Annotated in this window: 15 protein-coding genes; 11 read left to right on the plus strand and 4 right to left on the minus strand. The window is 56.4% G+C overall.

Annotated features, from left to right (window positions below; translation table 11 throughout):
- Positions 1 to 45: 45 nt before the first annotated feature.
- On the minus strand, positions 46 to 975 hold the full coding sequence (locus ACGS9J_RS10450; protein WP_442230853.1) for a LysR substrate-binding domain-containing protein: 930 nt from the start codon (positions 973 to 975) through the stop codon (positions 46 to 48).
- Positions 976 to 1,170: 195 nt separating this feature from the next.
- On the opposite strand from ACGS9J_RS10450, the gene ACGS9J_RS10455 reads away from it, so the two are divergent.
- Both ACGS9J_RS10455 and ACGS9J_RS10460 read left to right on the plus strand, forming a co-directional pair.
- The gene (locus ACGS9J_RS10455) at positions 1,171 to 2,325 is read left to right on the plus strand and encodes a pyridoxal phosphate-dependent aminotransferase (protein WP_442230854.1); all 1,155 of its coding nucleotides are present in this window, start codon (positions 1,171 to 1,173) and stop codon (positions 2,323 to 2,325) included.
- A 42-nt stretch (positions 2,326 to 2,367) separates the two neighbouring features.
- Positions 2,368 to 3,147 carry an ABC transporter substrate-binding protein gene (locus ACGS9J_RS10460; RefSeq protein WP_442230855.1) on the plus strand — a complete coding sequence of 260 codons (780 nt, stop codon included), beginning with the start codon at positions 2,368 to 2,370 and terminating at the stop codon, positions 3,145 to 3,147.
- Positions 3,148 to 3,675: 528 nt separating this feature from the next.
- Here the strand turns inward: ACGS9J_RS10460 and ddlA are convergent.
- Positions 3,676 to 4,773: a D-alanine--D-alanine ligase gene (gene ddlA / locus ACGS9J_RS10465; RefSeq protein ID WP_442230856.1), complete on the minus strand. Its 1,098-nt coding sequence runs from the start codon at positions 4,771 to 4,773 to the stop codon at positions 3,676 to 3,678.
- A 167-nt stretch (positions 4,774 to 4,940) separates the two neighbouring features.
- Here ddlA and ACGS9J_RS10470 point away from each other — a divergent pair, with 167 nt between their 5' ends.
- The 4 genes from ACGS9J_RS10470 to ACGS9J_RS10485 all read left to right on the plus strand — a co-directional run bounded on the left by ACGS9J_RS10470 (position 4,941) and on the right by ACGS9J_RS10485 (position 9,007).
- The gene (locus tag ACGS9J_RS10470; protein ID WP_020825782.1) at positions 4,941 to 5,144 is read left to right on the plus strand and encodes a ParD-like family protein; all 204 of its coding nucleotides are present in this window, start codon (positions 4,941 to 4,943) and stop codon (positions 5,142 to 5,144) included.
- Positions 5,141 to 5,935, plus strand: coding sequence for a type I methionyl aminopeptidase (gene map / locus ACGS9J_RS10475; protein ID WP_442230857.1), 795 nt, complete (start codon positions 5,141 to 5,143; stop codon positions 5,933 to 5,935). The genes ACGS9J_RS10470 and map overlap by 4 nt, the downstream gene beginning before the upstream one ends.
- A 118-nt stretch (positions 5,936 to 6,053) precedes the next feature.
- Positions 6,054 to 7,772: a D-lactate dehydrogenase gene (gene dld / locus ACGS9J_RS10480; protein WP_442230858.1), complete on the plus strand. Its 1,719-nt coding sequence runs from the start codon at positions 6,054 to 6,056 to the stop codon at positions 7,770 to 7,772.
- Positions 7,773 to 8,155: 383 nt separating this feature from the next.
- Positions 8,156 to 9,007: a DMT family transporter gene (locus ACGS9J_RS10485; protein ID WP_442230859.1), complete on the plus strand. Its 852-nt coding sequence runs from the start codon at positions 8,156 to 8,158 to the stop codon at positions 9,005 to 9,007.
- A 55-nt stretch (positions 9,008 to 9,062) separates the two neighbouring features.
- Here ACGS9J_RS10485 and ACGS9J_RS10490 read toward each other — a convergent pair whose 3' ends face one another.
- Positions 9,063 to 9,653, minus strand: a complete 591-nt coding sequence (locus tag ACGS9J_RS10490; protein ID WP_020825776.1) for a Yip1 family protein — start codon at positions 9,651 to 9,653, stop codon at positions 9,063 to 9,065.
- 205 nt (positions 9,654 to 9,858) lie between these two features.
- Between ACGS9J_RS10490 and ACGS9J_RS10495 the strand changes: the two genes are divergently transcribed.
- The 5 genes from ACGS9J_RS10495 to ACGS9J_RS10515 all read left to right on the plus strand — a co-directional run bounded on the left by ACGS9J_RS10495 (position 9,859) and on the right by ACGS9J_RS10515 (position 13,939).
- The gene (locus tag ACGS9J_RS10495) at positions 9,859 to 10,329 is read left to right on the plus strand and encodes an acyltransferase (protein ID WP_442230860.1); all 471 of its coding nucleotides are present in this window, start codon (positions 9,859 to 9,861) and stop codon (positions 10,327 to 10,329) included.
- Positions 10,326 to 10,868, plus strand: a complete 543-nt coding sequence (locus tag ACGS9J_RS10500) for a GNAT family N-acetyltransferase (protein WP_442230861.1) — start codon at positions 10,326 to 10,328, stop codon at positions 10,866 to 10,868. Before ACGS9J_RS10495 ends, ACGS9J_RS10500 begins: the two co-directional genes overlap by 4 nt.
- Positions 10,869 to 10,973: 105 nt before the next feature.
- Positions 10,974 to 11,810, plus strand: coding sequence for a DUF1460 domain-containing protein (locus ACGS9J_RS10505; RefSeq protein WP_442230862.1), 837 nt, complete (start codon positions 10,974 to 10,976; stop codon positions 11,808 to 11,810).
- 133 nt (positions 11,811 to 11,943) lie between these two features.
- The gene (locus ACGS9J_RS10510) at positions 11,944 to 12,756 is read left to right on the plus strand and encodes a MetQ/NlpA family lipoprotein (protein ID WP_442230863.1); all 813 of its coding nucleotides are present in this window, start codon (positions 11,944 to 11,946) and stop codon (positions 12,754 to 12,756) included.
- A gap of 157 nt (positions 12,757 to 12,913) precedes the next feature.
- Positions 12,914 to 13,939, plus strand: coding sequence for a MerR family transcriptional regulator (locus ACGS9J_RS10515; RefSeq protein WP_442230864.1), 1,026 nt, complete (start codon positions 12,914 to 12,916; stop codon positions 13,937 to 13,939).
- Here the strand turns inward: ACGS9J_RS10515 and ACGS9J_RS10520 are convergent.
- The gene (locus ACGS9J_RS10520) at positions 13,936 to 14,814 is read right to left on the minus strand and encodes a LysR substrate-binding domain-containing protein (RefSeq protein WP_442230865.1); all 879 of its coding nucleotides are present in this window, start codon (positions 14,812 to 14,814) and stop codon (positions 13,936 to 13,938) included. The genes ACGS9J_RS10515 and ACGS9J_RS10520 overlap by 4 nt on opposite strands.
- Positions 14,815 to 14,892 lie beyond the last annotated feature (78 nt).

The raw sequence follows: 14,892 nt of genomic DNA on the forward strand, positions 1-14,892 counted from the left end.
TGCCATACTCTTTTTCACCGCAGAAATAATTTGTAATGTTAAAAGTTACAAGCTGTTAGCGGGGGCCGGGCGATAATTTTGCAGCCGGGCGCGGCTGTAAGCCGCCTCCTCGCCGAGGAAATCGACCAGTTTGGCTAATGTCACCGGCAGCACTGCCCGTTCAGGATAGACCAAATAGTAAGCCGCGCCGCTGACCACGCTGAGCGGGAACGGCGTAACGATGCGCTGTGCCTGAATATCCTCCTCCAGCAAACATAAATCGCCGATGGCAATGCCAAAACCCTGCAGCGCGGCGCTCATTGCCAGATCGAGCGTATCGAAATGCTGAGCCTTGCCGGAGGGCAGCACCTCCTGCCCCGCCGCCTTCAACCACAACAGCCAGTCGCGGCGATCGCGCGTGGGGTGCAGCAATGTTTTCTCCGCCAGATCGGCCGGCGTGGGTGGACGGGATAAATCGGGCAGGTATGTCGGTGTGCAGACCGGTGTGAGGATTTCATCGAACAGATGATGTACCACCAGTTTTTTGCCCTGCGGCTGACCGAACACCACGGCAGCGTCGAAGTGCTCGGCACCGAAATCCAGCCCGTGCGACACCGAGGCAGTCAACTCAATGTGCATTTCCGGCCGTTCGTTTTGCAGCCGGATAATACGCGGTAACACCCAGCGCATGGCACAGGTCGGGCACTTGATGCGCAGGGTGCCCGGCTGCGCCCCGACTCTCGCCAGCGCCTCATCCAATTGCCCCAGAGCCTGCTGCACCGGCGCCAGCAACATGGCGCCCTGTGGGGTCAGCGTCAGGCCGCGCGCACGACGGCTAAATAACGGGTAGCCCAGATGCTGTTCCAGCCCGAGTATCTGCCGGCTGACCGCGCCCTGCGTCAGGTGCAAACTCTGAGCCGCATGGGTGAAATTAAGCCGTTGGGCCACCACCACAAAGGTTTTCAACACGTCGAGCGAAGGTAAGGATGACGACATAGCGAGCACCTTTAGAGGTCAGAAAATGGTCGGGACGAATATAGGCGTCCCCTACGGCGATCCCGCATGGTAGGGGCGCTGAGCAGAAGATAAAAGCCATGATCTGCGTGCATGGCTAGTATGACAAACTTTCCCTTGTTGGCCTACCGTCATTGATGCTTAATCAAACGATACCCCCTTTCCCTGGAGCCACTCATGCAGAGCGCCTGCGCACAACGCTCGAAGTTGCCGGACGTCGGCACAACTATTTTTACCGTTATCGGTCAGCTCAGCGCCGAACATCAGGCCCTGAATCTGTCGCAGGGGGCACCGAATTTCGCCTGTGAACCGCAGTTGGTTGAGGCGGTGGCACAAGCCATGCGCGCAGGTCATAACCAATACGCACCAATGAGTGGCGTGGCGGCATTACGCACCGCGCTGGCGGATAAAGTTGAACGATTGTATGGCGCACGCTACGACGCTGACGAAGAAATCACGGTCATTGCCAGCGCCAGCGAAGGATTGTATTCCGCCATCAGTGCTCTGGTGCACCCGGGCGATGAGGTGATTTATTTCGAACCGGCGTTCGACAGCTACGCGCCGATCGTGCGTCTGCAGGGTGCCACCCCGGTGGCCATCAAACTGTCGCTGGAAGATCTGCATATTGACTGGGACGAAGTCGCCGCCGCCATCAACAGCAAAACGCGGATGATCATCGTCAACAGCCCGCACAACCCGACCGGCAGCGTATTCGGTGAACATGACATCGAACGGCTAACCGCCCTGACGCGCAACACCGATATCGTCATTCTGTCCGACGAAGTTTACGAACACGTGGTGTTCGACGGCGATATTCATCACAGCATGGCACGCCACCCGCAGTTGGCCGAGCGCAGCGTGATCGTTTCGTCGTTTGGCAAAACCTATCACGTCACCGGTTGGCGCGTCGGTTACTGCATGGCCCCGGCGGCGTTGATGGACGAGATCCGCAAGGTACACCAGTTTATGGTGTTCTCTGCCGATACTCCCATGCAGTACGCCTTCGCCGAAGCACTGGGCAACCCGCAAAGTTATTTGGGGCTGGCGGCCTTCTATCAACAGAAACGTGATTTGCTGGCGAGCGCCCTGCAAGATTCTCGCTTTGAATTACTGCCCAGCCGTGGCAGTTTCTTTATGCTGGCCCGCTTTAGCGGCTTCAGCCAGGAAAGCGACAACGATTTTGCGGTGCGTCTGATCCGCGAAGCCAAAGTCGCCACCATCCCGCTGTCGGCGTTTTACAGCGACGGCACCAATACCGGCATTATTCGACTGAGTTTTTCAAAAGATAACCAGACCCTGCTGGAGGGCGCACGCCGTCTGTGTCAGGTGTAATGCATTCACTTTTGCTTTGACCATGGGAAAAGGGCTCTGAATATGAAATCACTGAAAACGTTGATCGCCGCAGGCTGCCTGCTGGCCGCCGGTTCCACGCTGGCGGCGGAAAACACGCTGCGTTTCGGCCTGGAAGCGCTGTACCCGCCGTTCGAATCCAAAGCCGCCAGCGGCCAGCTTGAAGGTTTTGATATCGATCTGGGCAATGCCGTTTGCACCGCCGCCCAGTTAAAATGCAGCTGGGTCGAGACGTCGTTCGACAGCCTGATCCCGGCGCTGAAGGCGCGCAAGTTTGACGCCATCAACTCGGCGATGAACGTCACCGACCAACGCCGCCAGGCCATAGACTTTACCGACTCTATCTATCAGGTGCCGAACCGCCTGATCGCCAAGGCTGACAGCGGCTTGCTGCCGAACGCTACCTCGCTGGCGGGCAAACACGTCGGCGTGCTGCAAGGCTCGATTCAGGAAACCTATGCCAAGGCCCACTGGGCGCCGAAGGGGGTGGACGTGGTGTCCTATCAGGATCAGAACCAGGTCTATCTTGATCTGACCGCCGGGCGCCTCGACGCCACACTGGTGATGGCACCGTCGGGACAAAGCGGTTTCCTGGCGCACCCGGACGGCAAGGGTTTCGCTTTTGTCGGCGATGCGGTCAGCGACGATAAGATCCTGGGTGAAGGTATTGCCTTCGGCCTGCGCAAAGGCGATGAGGCATTGAAGAAAAAGCTGAATGAGGCAATCGTCAAAGTGAAGCAGCAAGGTACGGTGAGTGAGCTGGCGAAGAAGTATTTTGGCGATATTGACGTAACGGTGAAGTAAGCAACAAGTTTCAAAAAAGAGCTGAGTGGTTAACTCAGCTCTTGATTAAGTTCCCGCCATTTCCCTATGGACGACGAGTCAGTTGCTTGATGACAACGATAATTTGCAAACAGACAAGAACCGTCTGTAACGTCAATAGAACAAGACTTGCAGTTATCACTTGGCACACTCCTTGTGACGGAGGGTGCGCACTTCACCGTAATTGCTCTTGGGCAGCCCCTTACAGTGAGTACCCGTTGGATGACAAGTACATGCAGCACACCTTTGGATGGGAGCAAACCGAACGGCACCACCCGTATCCAGTTGGGACTAATGGAAATCGTTTGTGATTAACCACCCGTCTTGCACTACTCCGACACACCTGTCATCGCCATTGATTATAAAGTAGACTGCGCAATTTGTAATCAAACAAAACACCGGGTACACTGAAAACCGGATGACAAATACATGCAGTACCGCTCTCTTTCAGAGCCGAAAATAGAAGAACCAGGCCACCAACCTGGTTCTTTTTTTATGCCCGCTTAGCGGTCAAACACCGAGCTGTTCTAGCGCGCGATCCTGCTGATGGCGCTCGAGCGCCAGTTCAATCAGACGGGTGATCAGCTGGCTGTAGCTGATGCCGCTGGCAGCCCACAGTTTGGGGTACATGCTGATATTGGTGAAACCCGGCAGCGTGTTGATCTCGTTGATCACCACGTTGTTGTCCGGCGTCAAGAACACGTCAACGCGCGCCAGGCCAAAACATTCCAGCGCCCGGAACGCTTTCAGCGCCACGTCGCGGATTTTGTCGCTCACCTCTGGCTCAATCGCCGCCGGCACCACCACCTGAGCGCCCTGCTCATTGATGTATTTGGTGTCGTACGAATAGAAGGCATCGCTCAGTACGATTTCGCCACACAGGCTGGCCTGCGGATCGTCATTGCCCAACACTGCACACTCGATTTCACGGCCGACAATCGCCGACTCCACCAGCACCTTGTGATCGAAGCTGAACGCCAGCGCCATCGCGGCCTCATAGCCGGCGCGATCCTGCACTTTGCTGACGCCCACCGAAGAGCCCTGGTTAGCCGGTTTAATAAACAGCGGCAAACCCAGGCGTTCGCTGAGCTGTTCAAAACTGTATTTGGCATGGTTGCTGCGCGTCAGGGTCACAAAGGGCGCAACCGCCAGCCCGGCGTCACGCAGCAGGCGTTTGGTGACGTCTTTGTCCATGCTGACCGCCGAACCCAGCACGCCGGCGCCGACAAACGGCAAATTGGCCATCCGCAACAACCCTTGCAGCGAACCGTCTTCCCCCAGCGTACCGTGCACGATCGGGAACACCACATCGAGCTGGCCCAACGCACCGGCGTTGCCTGACTCGATTAACTGCTGTTTTTCCTGGCCGGGGATCAGCGCCACATTTTTATTTGAGCGGTTCAGCGCAATCAGCGCCGGGTTTTCCGCATTCAGCAGGTAATTGGAAGCATCGTTAATGTGCCAATGCCCCTGCTTGTCGATCCCCAGCAATGTGACGTCAAACTTCTCTTTGTCGATGGCATCCACAATGTTTTTTGCCGACTGCAGAGAAACCTCATGCTCCGCCGATTTACCGCCGAAGATCACCCCAACACGTAATTTGGTCACGCCCTAATCCTTCTGAAAAATCATGGCAAAAAAGTCGTTTATCACAATAAACGCATTACCCTGCGGCGGCAATCCTTGACCCCGGAAAGCGGCTACGCCACGGAATGCCAAATTCCGACCATCCAAAACGTATACACTTCGTATATTACTCATTTCAGGAGCAGCCTATGGGCATTGTGAAAATTTCAGACGCGTTGCATGACGATCTGCGCCTCGCCAGCCTGACGATGACGCGATCGATCAACGCGCAGGCGGAATACTGGATCAAGATTGGCATGCTGGCGGAGTTCCATCCGGAACTGACCTACCCCCAACTGGTAAAAAAAATGATGAAAGATAACGCGATGACGTTAAAGGAGATTGTCGGGTGAAACAGATTGTGATCAAAACACCGGAAGAGATTGTCAAAATGCGTCACTCTGGCGCGCTGTTGGCAAAGGTGTTTGCTATGCTCGATGAGGTGATTGTCGAAGGTATCTCCACCATGGAGATCAACGACCGTGCCGAAGCCTTTATCATCGATGAACTGAAATCGCGTCCGTCGACCAAAGGGCAGTACGGTTTTCCTTATGTGCTCAATACCTCGATCGACGAAGTGATCTGCCATGGCGTTCCGTCAGTCAGCAAAATACTGCGCGCCGGCATGATCGTTAACGTCGATATTACGCTGGAACACGACGGTTACATCGCCGACTCCAGCAAAATGTACTGTATCGGGCAGATCACGCCGCTGGCCAAACGCTTGGTGAATAACGTGTATGAATCGATGTGGCAAGGTATCCGCGTGGTGAAACCAGGTGCGACGCTGGGTGATATCGGCCATGCGATTCAACAACATGCAGAAAAAGCCGGTTACAGCATCGTGCGGGAATACTGCGGCCACGGCATCGGCCGCGACATGCACGAAGAACCGGCGGTGATGCATTTTGGCCAACCGGGTACCGGCATGGTGTTGCAGGAAGGCATGGTGTTTACCATCGAGCCGATGATTAACCAGGGCGACCACCGGATTAAACAGAAGAAAGACGGTTGGACGGTGGTCACACGCGACAAAAAACTGTCTGCCCAGTGGGAGCACACCGTGGCGGTCACCGCCGACGGCGTGGAAATCCTGACGCTGCGCGACGAAGAACGCCAGGCCGGCTATGCGGACAAATATTAAGTTATTAAGCCATTAAGTTACTCACTTAACAGGCTACTAAATTAATCACCCCAGGGATTTCACCTCGCCGCCAACAACGCGGCGATTTGAAAGACGGCGGGACGACAGGGAGATCGGCATGACGCAGTCCACCAGCGCCACCAACCAGGCGTTTCTCAGTAAGCTCAAAAGCATCGTCGGCGGCCCACAGTTGCTGACCGGTGAGCGCAGCACCGAACGTTACCGCAAGGGCTTTCGCTCCGGCGAGGGCCAGGCGTTGGCGGTGGTGTTCCCGACGCACCTGCTGCAATTGTGGCAACTGCTGGAAGCCTGCGTCGCTGCCGATAAAATCGTCATCATGCAGGCGGCGAACACCGGCCTGACAGAAGGTTCGACGCCCAGCGGCAACGACTACGATCGCGATATCGTCATTATCAGCACCCTGCGGCTCAATCATGTGCAGGTGTTGGACAACGGCAAACAGGTGGTCGGTTTCCCCGGCAGCACCCTTAATCAGTTAGAAAAATTGCTCAAGCCCTATGGCCGGGAGCCGCATTCGGTGATTGGCTCCTCCTGCATCGGCGCTTCGGTGATCGGCGGCGTGTGCAACAACTCCGGTGGCTCGTTGGTGAAACGAGGCCCTGCCTATACCGAGATGGCGTTGTACGCCCAACTGGGTGAAGACGGCCAACTGCGGTTGGTCAACCATTTGGGAATTAACCTCGGGGATACGCCGGAAGAGATCCTCACCCGGCTGGAGAAAGGCGACTATCGGCCGGAAGACGTCGAACACGGCGAACTGCGCGCCTCCGACAATGAATACGCCAGCCGTGTGCGCGATGTCGACGCTGACACACCCTCCCGGTTTAACGCCGACAAACGTCGCCTGTACGAGGCCTCCGGCTGCGCGGGCAAGCTGGCGGTATTTGCGGTACGGCTGGACACCTTCGAAAAAGAAGGCAAAGAACAGGTGTTTTACATCGGCACCAACGACACCGCCGTATTAACCGAGCTGCGCCGTCACATGCTGAGCCAGTTTGCCAACCTGCCGGTCGCCGGTGAATACATGCACCGCGATATTTTTGATATCGCCGAAGTGTACGGCAAAGACACTTTTATGATGATCGACAAGCTGGGCACCGATCAGATGCCCAGCTTCTTCACCCTGAAAGGCCGCATGGACGCCAGCCTCAACAAGCTGCCGTTGCTGCCGCATAACCTGACCGACCGGCTGATGCAGGGCCTGAGCCACCTGGCTCCCAACCATCTGCCGAAACGGATGAAAGAGTACCGCGAGCGCTTTGAACACCACCTGCTGCTGAAAATGGCCGGTCCGGGCGTCGAAGAGGCGCAACAGTATCTGAGCCAGTATTTTGCCCAGGCCAACGGCGAGTTCTTCGTTTGCACCCCGGATGAAGGCAAGAAAGCCTTCCTGCACCGTTTTGCCGCCGCCGGCGCGGCGGTGCGTTACCATGCGGTGCATGCCGATAAGGTAGAGGATATTCTGGCGTTGGATATCGCGCTGCGCCGCAACGACACCGACTGGTTCGAAACTCTGCCACCGGAAATCGACAGCCAACTGGTCCATAAGCTGTATTACGGCCACTTTATGTGCCACGTCTTCCATCAGGATTATGTGGTGAAAAAAGGCGTCGACAGCCATGCGCTGAAAGAAAAAATGCTGGAGATCCTCGACCGGCGCGGCGCAGAGTACCCGGCGGAACATAACGTTGGTCATCTCTACCCCGCCAAGCCGGATCTGCAGGCTTTCTACCGCAGTGCCGATCCCACCAACAGCTTTAACCCCGGGCTGGGCAAAACCAGCAAACGCAAGCACTGGGTTGACGAGAGTCACTAACCTCCCCTTATTAACCTGCGCCCCGACATTCGGGGCCAATTCACCGGTCGGCGTGCCTTGTAAATTTTATGTTGCGCACCCCGCCAAACCTCACTATATTTAACAAGTTAATCACTCCCTGCGTTCAGGAATATCCATGACACAGTTTGCGCACTCGACCGATCCTGCGAACACGACCCTTCCGGCCGTCGTTCTGCTGTGCGCATCCTCTGCCCCACCCGCCGTTTTCTCTGTCGTTACTGCGGTAGCCGCTTACCCGCCACGCTCTGTGGTTGTGCGCTAAGCCAAACCGAACTCTCATCTTCAGCATGATTTGATTTGCGCTCAGGCGTTGGACGCCGCGCGTGCTGGAGCTTGTTATTTTCACGACAGGTGAAAACAAAATGCGATTTATTGCTCACTGGGCCAATGCCGGCCTGGCTACACTGTTCGTCCTGCTCTGGAGCAGCGGCGCCATTTTCTCGCGCTGGGGATTGGAGCACGCCTCCGCCTTTGCCTTTTTATTTTTCCGCTGCGCTATCGCGCTGGCGTTGTTGTTGGCTATCGGCCTGTGGCAACGGCAATGCCTGCCGGCCCCCGGTACCCGCCTTCGCGTGGCGCTGGTTGGCTTGCTGATGATCGGCAGCTATCAGATTGGTTATCTGCTGGCGTTGGAACAGGGCATTACCCCCGGCGTACTGGCGACCCTGCTCGGCGTTCAGCCGATACTCACCCAGTTCATTACTGAACGCCGCTGTTCAGGGCTGCGCGGCCTGGGGCTGCTGCTGGCGATGGCCGGGCTGACGCTGGTAGTGTATCAAAGCCTGATGATTGCCCACTTCTCGCTGGTCGGCATGCTGTGCGCCTTTACCGCACTGGGCTGCATGACCGCCGGCACCCTGCTGCAAAAAGGCCTGACTCAGCCGCCATTGGCGGTCTTGCCCTTGCAATACGCGGTTGGCTTATTGATGTGTACGCTGGTGCTACCGTTTGAACCGCTGCGGGTCGATTGGGGCCCGGCCTTTATTCTGCCGCTGCTGTGGATGGCGGTGGTGATTTCAGTATTGGCCACCTTCTTGCTGTACCGGCTAATCCAGCGCGGTAATCTGGTGCAGGTCACCAGCCTGTTTTACCTGATCCCGGCGGTGACTGCCCTGCTTGATTATCTGTTGCTCGGCCACGCGCTGGCGGCCATCAGTATGCTGGGCATGGCGGCGATTCTGGGCGGCGTGATGCTGGTATTTCGCCAACCCTGAATAGCAAAAGCCCCCTAACGCCAGGCCGGCGTTAGGGGGCTAACACCCAATCACTTCAGAATAACCAGGAACCGTACCCCCACAGCAGCACCGTTACCCCAAGCAGTAACTCAAGCAACAGGATGCCGATGGCAAAGGTAGAACTGGAGAAGATAAAACCTTCTTTACTGTCGATATTCAGGAAATGAGGTATGCCCAAATTCAGCAGATAGCCCGAATAACACAGGCCAATCACGCCGACGAACAGGCATAACCACACGACGGGATACAGCGCCACAATGCCGCTGAGGAACATCGGGGTGGCGACGTAACCGGCAAACACCATACAGCGGTGCAAACTCGGGCGAACCTCATAGCGCCGCGCCATCCAGTGGATCACTTTCCCCATGATCGCCACGCCCGCCAGCATCAGCAGGTAAAACGCGACCGCCGTGTAGGAAGCCGTGAACATATCGAGCCGGATTGCGTGCCCTTCGCCGGAGAGCCAGCCCAATTGGGTGGTCCCGATAAACGCGCAGATCACCGGGATCAACGCCAGCAATAGCACGTGATGGGTGTAAAGGTGCGAGACGCTTTCGTTCTCGCTTTTAATGTGTTCGAACTCGGTGCTTGGATGCGCCAGAAGTCCCCAAACATGATTAACCATGAGACACCTCCTCCATCGCCGTAGGTCGCGATCGGCGAACGAATTTACCCCTCTGACGGATTGCTAACCGTACGAGGATTGCGGCCACGGGGCTCTCTCCCCTGTACTGATTATAGTCTTTCGCTGAAAAAACGTTCGCAAAGCACAGACGCCGCGACAGTTTGTTTTATAATTTCCGCCAGCGCCATCCGCCGTGAGGAATGCCATGTCATCCGTCATTAGTATTCGCCAGGTCGGCATCGTCGATGTCGACGCCGGACAAAATGTCACCGTTGTAGAGCCCTGCAATCTGTACGGCTGCCGGCTCGGCGACGGGGTGTTCGTCGGCCCCTTTGTCGAGATCCAAAAAAACGTCAGCATTGGCGCTCGCAGCAAAATTCAGTCGCACAGCTTTATCTGTGAATATGTCACCATCGGCGACGACTGTTTCATCGGCCACAACGTCACCTTCGCCAACGATTTGTTTAAAGACGGCGCCCCCAATGCCGATGCCGCAAGCTGGGGCCGCACGCGGATTGGCGACGGCGTCTCCATCGGGTCCGGCGCCACGGTTCTGGCAGTGGAGATCTGCAGCGGCGTGGTGATCGGTGCCGGGTCGGTGGTCACCAAAAACATCTCCCGTAAAGGGATCTATGCCGGCAATCCGGCGCGTTTGCTGAGGGATCTGTCACCATGAGCGAAGCGATTCAAATCACCCCGGTGACCCAGTTGCCCGACGGGTATCTGACGGGCTGCGACTTTAGCTTTCAGATTGCCCACTACGCCCAGCCGCTTTTTGATGCGCCGGTCGACAGTTGGCCGTTGCTGCCGGTCACGCCGTTTCGCAAGCACTATCCGCTGGCGCCGTTCGTCAATGATGAGAGCGAAACCTTTCTGGCCCGTCATCGCGGGGAGGCGGTCGGCCATATCACGCTGAGCAACAACTGGAATGGCTATGCGCTCATCGAGGAAATCGTCGTCAGTGCCCACGTGCGCCGTTTAGGCGTCGCCACCGCACTGCTGGAAACGGCTCGACACTGGGCGCACCGCCAGGAAACCTCCGGGTTGATGCTGGAAACGCAAAATACCAATCTGCCCGCCTGCCACTGTTATCAACGCTTTGGTTTTATCCTGGGTGGCATCGACCATTTGCTGTATCGCGCTCAACCGGACATCGCCGATCACGAGATTGCCCTGTTCTGGTATCTGCCGTTTAACAGCGAAATCGGTTATTAAGCGATCGCCTAACGTTGAGGCTATGTTTAAACATTAACCCCTCTGGCCATAGTGAGAACTGTTATCATTTGTAATGATCACGCGCCAAAACCATTGGAGGGTAAAATGTACAAGGCTGTTTTATTGATATTGGCTATTGCGCTTGGCGGCTGTGCAGATAAAATTCCGGTCAGGCATTCCCCTGAACCCCTCACTACCCCACCTGCAGATCTCAAGGCCAGCATGGACAACGACACGTTAAACAAACTCAATGCGCTTCTCGCCCTGCGCGCCAACGCGCCCGCAGAAGAGCGGCAGAATAACGGACGCATGATCGACCTGTTGTCCCGCCCCTTCCTTGGCACGCCCTACGTCGCCAACAGGCTGATTGGCTCGCAGGAGACGCCGGAACAACTGGTGATCGACTTCCGCGGCCTGGATTGCTTTACCTATATCGATTATGTCGATGCGCTGCGCCAGGCAAACAGCCAGGCAGACTTTGTTCAGCGGCTGATTCAAATCCGCTATGCCCATGGCGATATCAGCTTCCTGCAGCGCAAACACTTCTTCACCGACTGGTCGCATCAGGCCAAAACCAACGTGACGGACGTCACCGCCACACTCAGTCCGCACGCCGTGACGCTGGTGAAAAACCTCAATGAAAAGTCAGACGGTAGCCACTATCTGCCGGGGCTGAAAAACGTTCGGCGCAGCATTACCTACTTGCCCAGCGAGTTTATTGACGACAAGGTCCTGGCCCAGTTGCACACCGGCGATTACGTCGGCATTTATACCAACCTGCCCGGGTTGGACGTCACCCATACCGGCATCTATATCATGACCGCAAACGGCCCGGTGTTGCGTAATGCCTCGTCGCGCAAAGAAAATATGCAGGTCGTGGACTCGCCGTTTATGGAATACGTACAGGCCACACCGGGCATCGTGGTGCTGCGCGCCAAATAAAAGTGCGCAATAAAACTTCCTGTTATTAGCTAGAAGCCTTTGTGCTGAGCAAGCATTTGACTTCCCCACGGGTTCAGGCTTAGCTAACAGCACAAAACCAACTGATTTAATTGTTTTTTTCAGGGAGAAGTCGATGACTCAAAGCTGGCGTTTCACCCCTCTGCTGGCGGCTTTCGCCGCCGTACTGGCGCTGCAAGGCTGTGAACAAAAAACCGATCAGAATCACATCAAGGTAGGGGTCATCAACGGTGCGGAGCAGGACGTGGCTGAAGTCGCCAAACAGGTGGCGAAAGAGAAATACGGCCTGGATGTTGAGTTGATCGGTTTCAGCGGTTCGCTGCTGCCCAACGACGCCACCGACAAAGGCGAGCTGGATGCCAACGTCTTCCAGCACCGGCCGTTCCTCGAACAGCAGAATAAAGATCACGGTTACAAGCTGGTCGCGGTAGGCAACACTTTCGTGTTCCCGATGGCCGGCTATTCGAAAAAAATCAAATCGCTGAAAGAGCTGCAGGACGGCGCGGTTATCGCCATCCCGCTGGATCCCACCAACCTCGGCCGCGCGCTGCTGTTGCTGGAAAAAACCGGCCTGATTACGCTGAAACCGGGCAAGGGACTGTTGCCCACCTCGCTGGATATCAGCGCTAATCCACATAACTACAAGATTATGGAACTGGAAGGCGCGCAGTTGCCGCAGTTGCTGGACGATCCGAAAGTCACCGTGGCGATCATCAGCACCACCTACATCAACCAGACGGGTCTGACGCCAACCAAAGACGGTATTTTCATCGAAGACAAGGATTCGCCGTACACCAACATCATAGTGACGCGTGAAGACAACAAAGATGCACCGAACGTGCAAAACTTCATCAAGGCCTACGAGTCGGATGAAGTGGCCAAAGCCGCAGAAAAAATCTTTAACGGCGGTGCGGTTAAGGGTTGGTAACTCGGTAATTTATTTGCGAGTCCTGCGCAAGGGCTCGCATTTTCCCTCGCTCATCCTCCTACTGATACCTTCCCGAAAATATCTCTATTCCCGCTATTGACCCTCACGCTACGTCAGGCTTTAGTATTCCGGCACGCACAAGGCAGGAGCACACCTCATGTTATTGAAAGTTGGCGAACTGGCCCGCCGTTCCGGCATCACCGTCAGGACGCTGCATTATTACGACAGCATTGGTTTGCTGGTTCCTTCTGCGCGTTCCGACGCCGGGTATCGCTTATACCACCGGGCTGACATCACCCGCTTGCATCACATTCAGGCACTGCGCCGAATGGGGATCTCGTTGGTGGAGGTCGGGGCAATTTTGGCTCGTTCAGGGATGGCGCTCACTTCGGTTATCGAGCAGCAAATCACCATGCTGGAGCGGCAACTGGTACAGACTGCCGCCCTGCGCGATCGTCTGCAACAGATGCATGCGCAGCTCACCGCCGGGGACGAACCGGAACTGAATGACTGGCTGACTACGTTGGAGTTAATGACCATGTACGATAAATATTTTACCGCAGACGAACTGGCGCAGCTGCCTTTCTATCAAGCCGATCCGACCCGCCATCAGGAATGGGACGCACTGGTCAGCGACATGCGCCAGTTGATCGACAGCGGTGTCGCACCGCAAGCGCCGGAGGCACAGGCGCTGGCTCGGCGTTGGATGCAGATGCTGGAGCGCGATACCGCCGGTAACCCGGCGTTTCTCACCCGGCTTAACGCCATGCATGCCGATGAGCCCGCGATACGTGAACAAACCGGCATTACCTCGGCAATGACCGACTATGTCACCCGGGCGTTCGCCGAAACCAAGCTGTCGATCTACCAGAAATACCTGTCCGAGGAAGAATATGCCTATGTGCGCCGGCACTACTTTACCCGGCTGCAGGAATGGCCGGCGCTGATCTCCCAGTTCCATCAGGCGCTGAATGACGGCATACCGCCAGAGTCAGAGCGGGCAAAACAGCTGGCGGCCCAATGGCTTGAACTGTTCCAGTCCTATGCCGGCCCCCACCCGGCCACCCAGATGAAAATCCGTCAGGCCATGGAGCGAGAGCCGACGCTGACGGAAGGCACCTGGCTGACTCCAGCGTTGTTAGGCTACCTGCAGCAGTCCGTGGCGCAGTTAATGCGCGGCTAGCCTGCGTTATCCACCAGCCGGATAATGCCCGCGACACCCGCATAGCAATCCAGTAAAAACTCTGTCACCGCGGCGATACCCGGTGCATGGCGAATATCGTCATGTACCGTTAGCCAGATTTCACGCTCCAGCGACCCCGACGCGGTCAGTCGTTCAAGCCCCAGTTCCTGCCCGACAAAATGTGGTAACAGTGCAATGCCCGCCCCGGCCGCCGCTGCCGCAGCCTGGATCATCAGATCATTACTGCGTATCACCAAGGGCCGCTCCCCGGCCCGCTGCTGCAACCACTTCTGCTGCACCGACGCCGCTCGCTCATCGTGATAGCCGATAAACCCGCACTCCCCTTCCGGCGTCGCCCGCAAATAATTCGAATTGGCGTACAGACTAAACTCGACGCTGCCAATTTTTCTGGCCACCAAATCGCTTTCGCTGACTCTGCTGAGTCGAATGGCAATATCTGCCTCACCGCGCAGCAAAGAAACGTTAGCAGTATCAGCCAGCAGGATGAGCTGCAAATCCGGATAACGGTGTTGCAGTTGAGCAATGCGAGGTGCGATCAGCTTTAGCCCCATCACCGGTGGCACACTCAGGGTGACTTCACCCGCTATCCCCTGTCGCCCGCTGAGCGCAGCGCGGCTAACGGCAAAGGCATTAAGAGTCATGCTGTCCCCCTGAGCGGCAATGCGTTGTCCGTCGGCGGTCAGCAGGTAGCTGCGCGGACGACGATCCACCAATTTTAGCGCCAGGGATGCTTCCAGGTTGGCGATACGCCGCGCAACGGTAGCGTGATCCACCTTCAGGCTACGGGCTGCGGCCGACAACGACCTTTCCCGCGCGAACACCATAAAATAGTGCAGGTCTTCCCAATTGAACATGGGTGTTTTCTCACATCGACAGTGAATATCTGTGGAATTTTACCGCAAAGGTTTAGAGCGCAAACTGTTTTCTGTCTA

It is taken from the genome of Serratia quinivorans (genome assembly GCF_052113645.1).
In the GTDB taxonomy this organism is placed as follows: Bacteria; Pseudomonadota; Gammaproteobacteria; order Enterobacterales; family Enterobacteriaceae; genus Serratia; species Serratia quinivorans_B.

Coding starts and splice junctions, on each gene's coding strand:
- ACGS9J_RS10450 (WP_442230853.1), bottom strand. CDS start 975: ATGTCGTCATCCTTACCTTCGCTCGACGTGTTGAAAACCTTTGTGGTG.
- ACGS9J_RS10455 (WP_442230854.1), top strand. CDS start 1,171: ATGCAGAGCGCCTGCGCACAACGCTCGAAGTTGCCGGACGTCGGCACA.
- ACGS9J_RS10460 (WP_442230855.1), top strand. CDS start 2,368: ATGAAATCACTGAAAACGTTGATCGCCGCAGGCTGCCTGCTGGCCGCC.
- ACGS9J_RS10470 (WP_020825782.1), top strand. CDS start 4,941: ATGGGCATTGTGAAAATTTCAGACGCGTTGCATGACGATCTGCGCCTC.
- dld (WP_442230858.1), top strand. CDS start 6,054: ATGACGCAGTCCACCAGCGCCACCAACCAGGCGTTTCTCAGTAAGCTC.
- ACGS9J_RS10485 (WP_442230859.1), top strand. CDS start 8,156: ATGCGATTTATTGCTCACTGGGCCAATGCCGGCCTGGCTACACTGTTC.
- ACGS9J_RS10490 (WP_020825776.1), bottom strand. CDS start 9,653: ATGGTTAATCATGTTTGGGGACTTCTGGCGCATCCAAGCACCGAGTTC.
- ACGS9J_RS10495 (WP_442230860.1), top strand. CDS start 9,859: ATGTCATCCGTCATTAGTATTCGCCAGGTCGGCATCGTCGATGTCGAC.
- ACGS9J_RS10500 (WP_442230861.1), top strand. CDS start 10,326: ATGAGCGAAGCGATTCAAATCACCCCGGTGACCCAGTTGCCCGACGGG.
- ACGS9J_RS10505 (WP_442230862.1), top strand. CDS start 10,974: ATGTACAAGGCTGTTTTATTGATATTGGCTATTGCGCTTGGCGGCTGT.
- ACGS9J_RS10510 (WP_442230863.1), top strand. CDS start 11,944: ATGACTCAAAGCTGGCGTTTCACCCCTCTGCTGGCGGCTTTCGCCGCC.
- ACGS9J_RS10515 (WP_442230864.1), top strand. CDS start 12,914: ATGTTATTGAAAGTTGGCGAACTGGCCCGCCGTTCCGGCATCACCGTC.
- ACGS9J_RS10520 (WP_442230865.1), bottom strand. CDS start 14,814: ATGTTCAATTGGGAAGACCTGCACTATTTTATGGTGTTCGCGCGGGAA.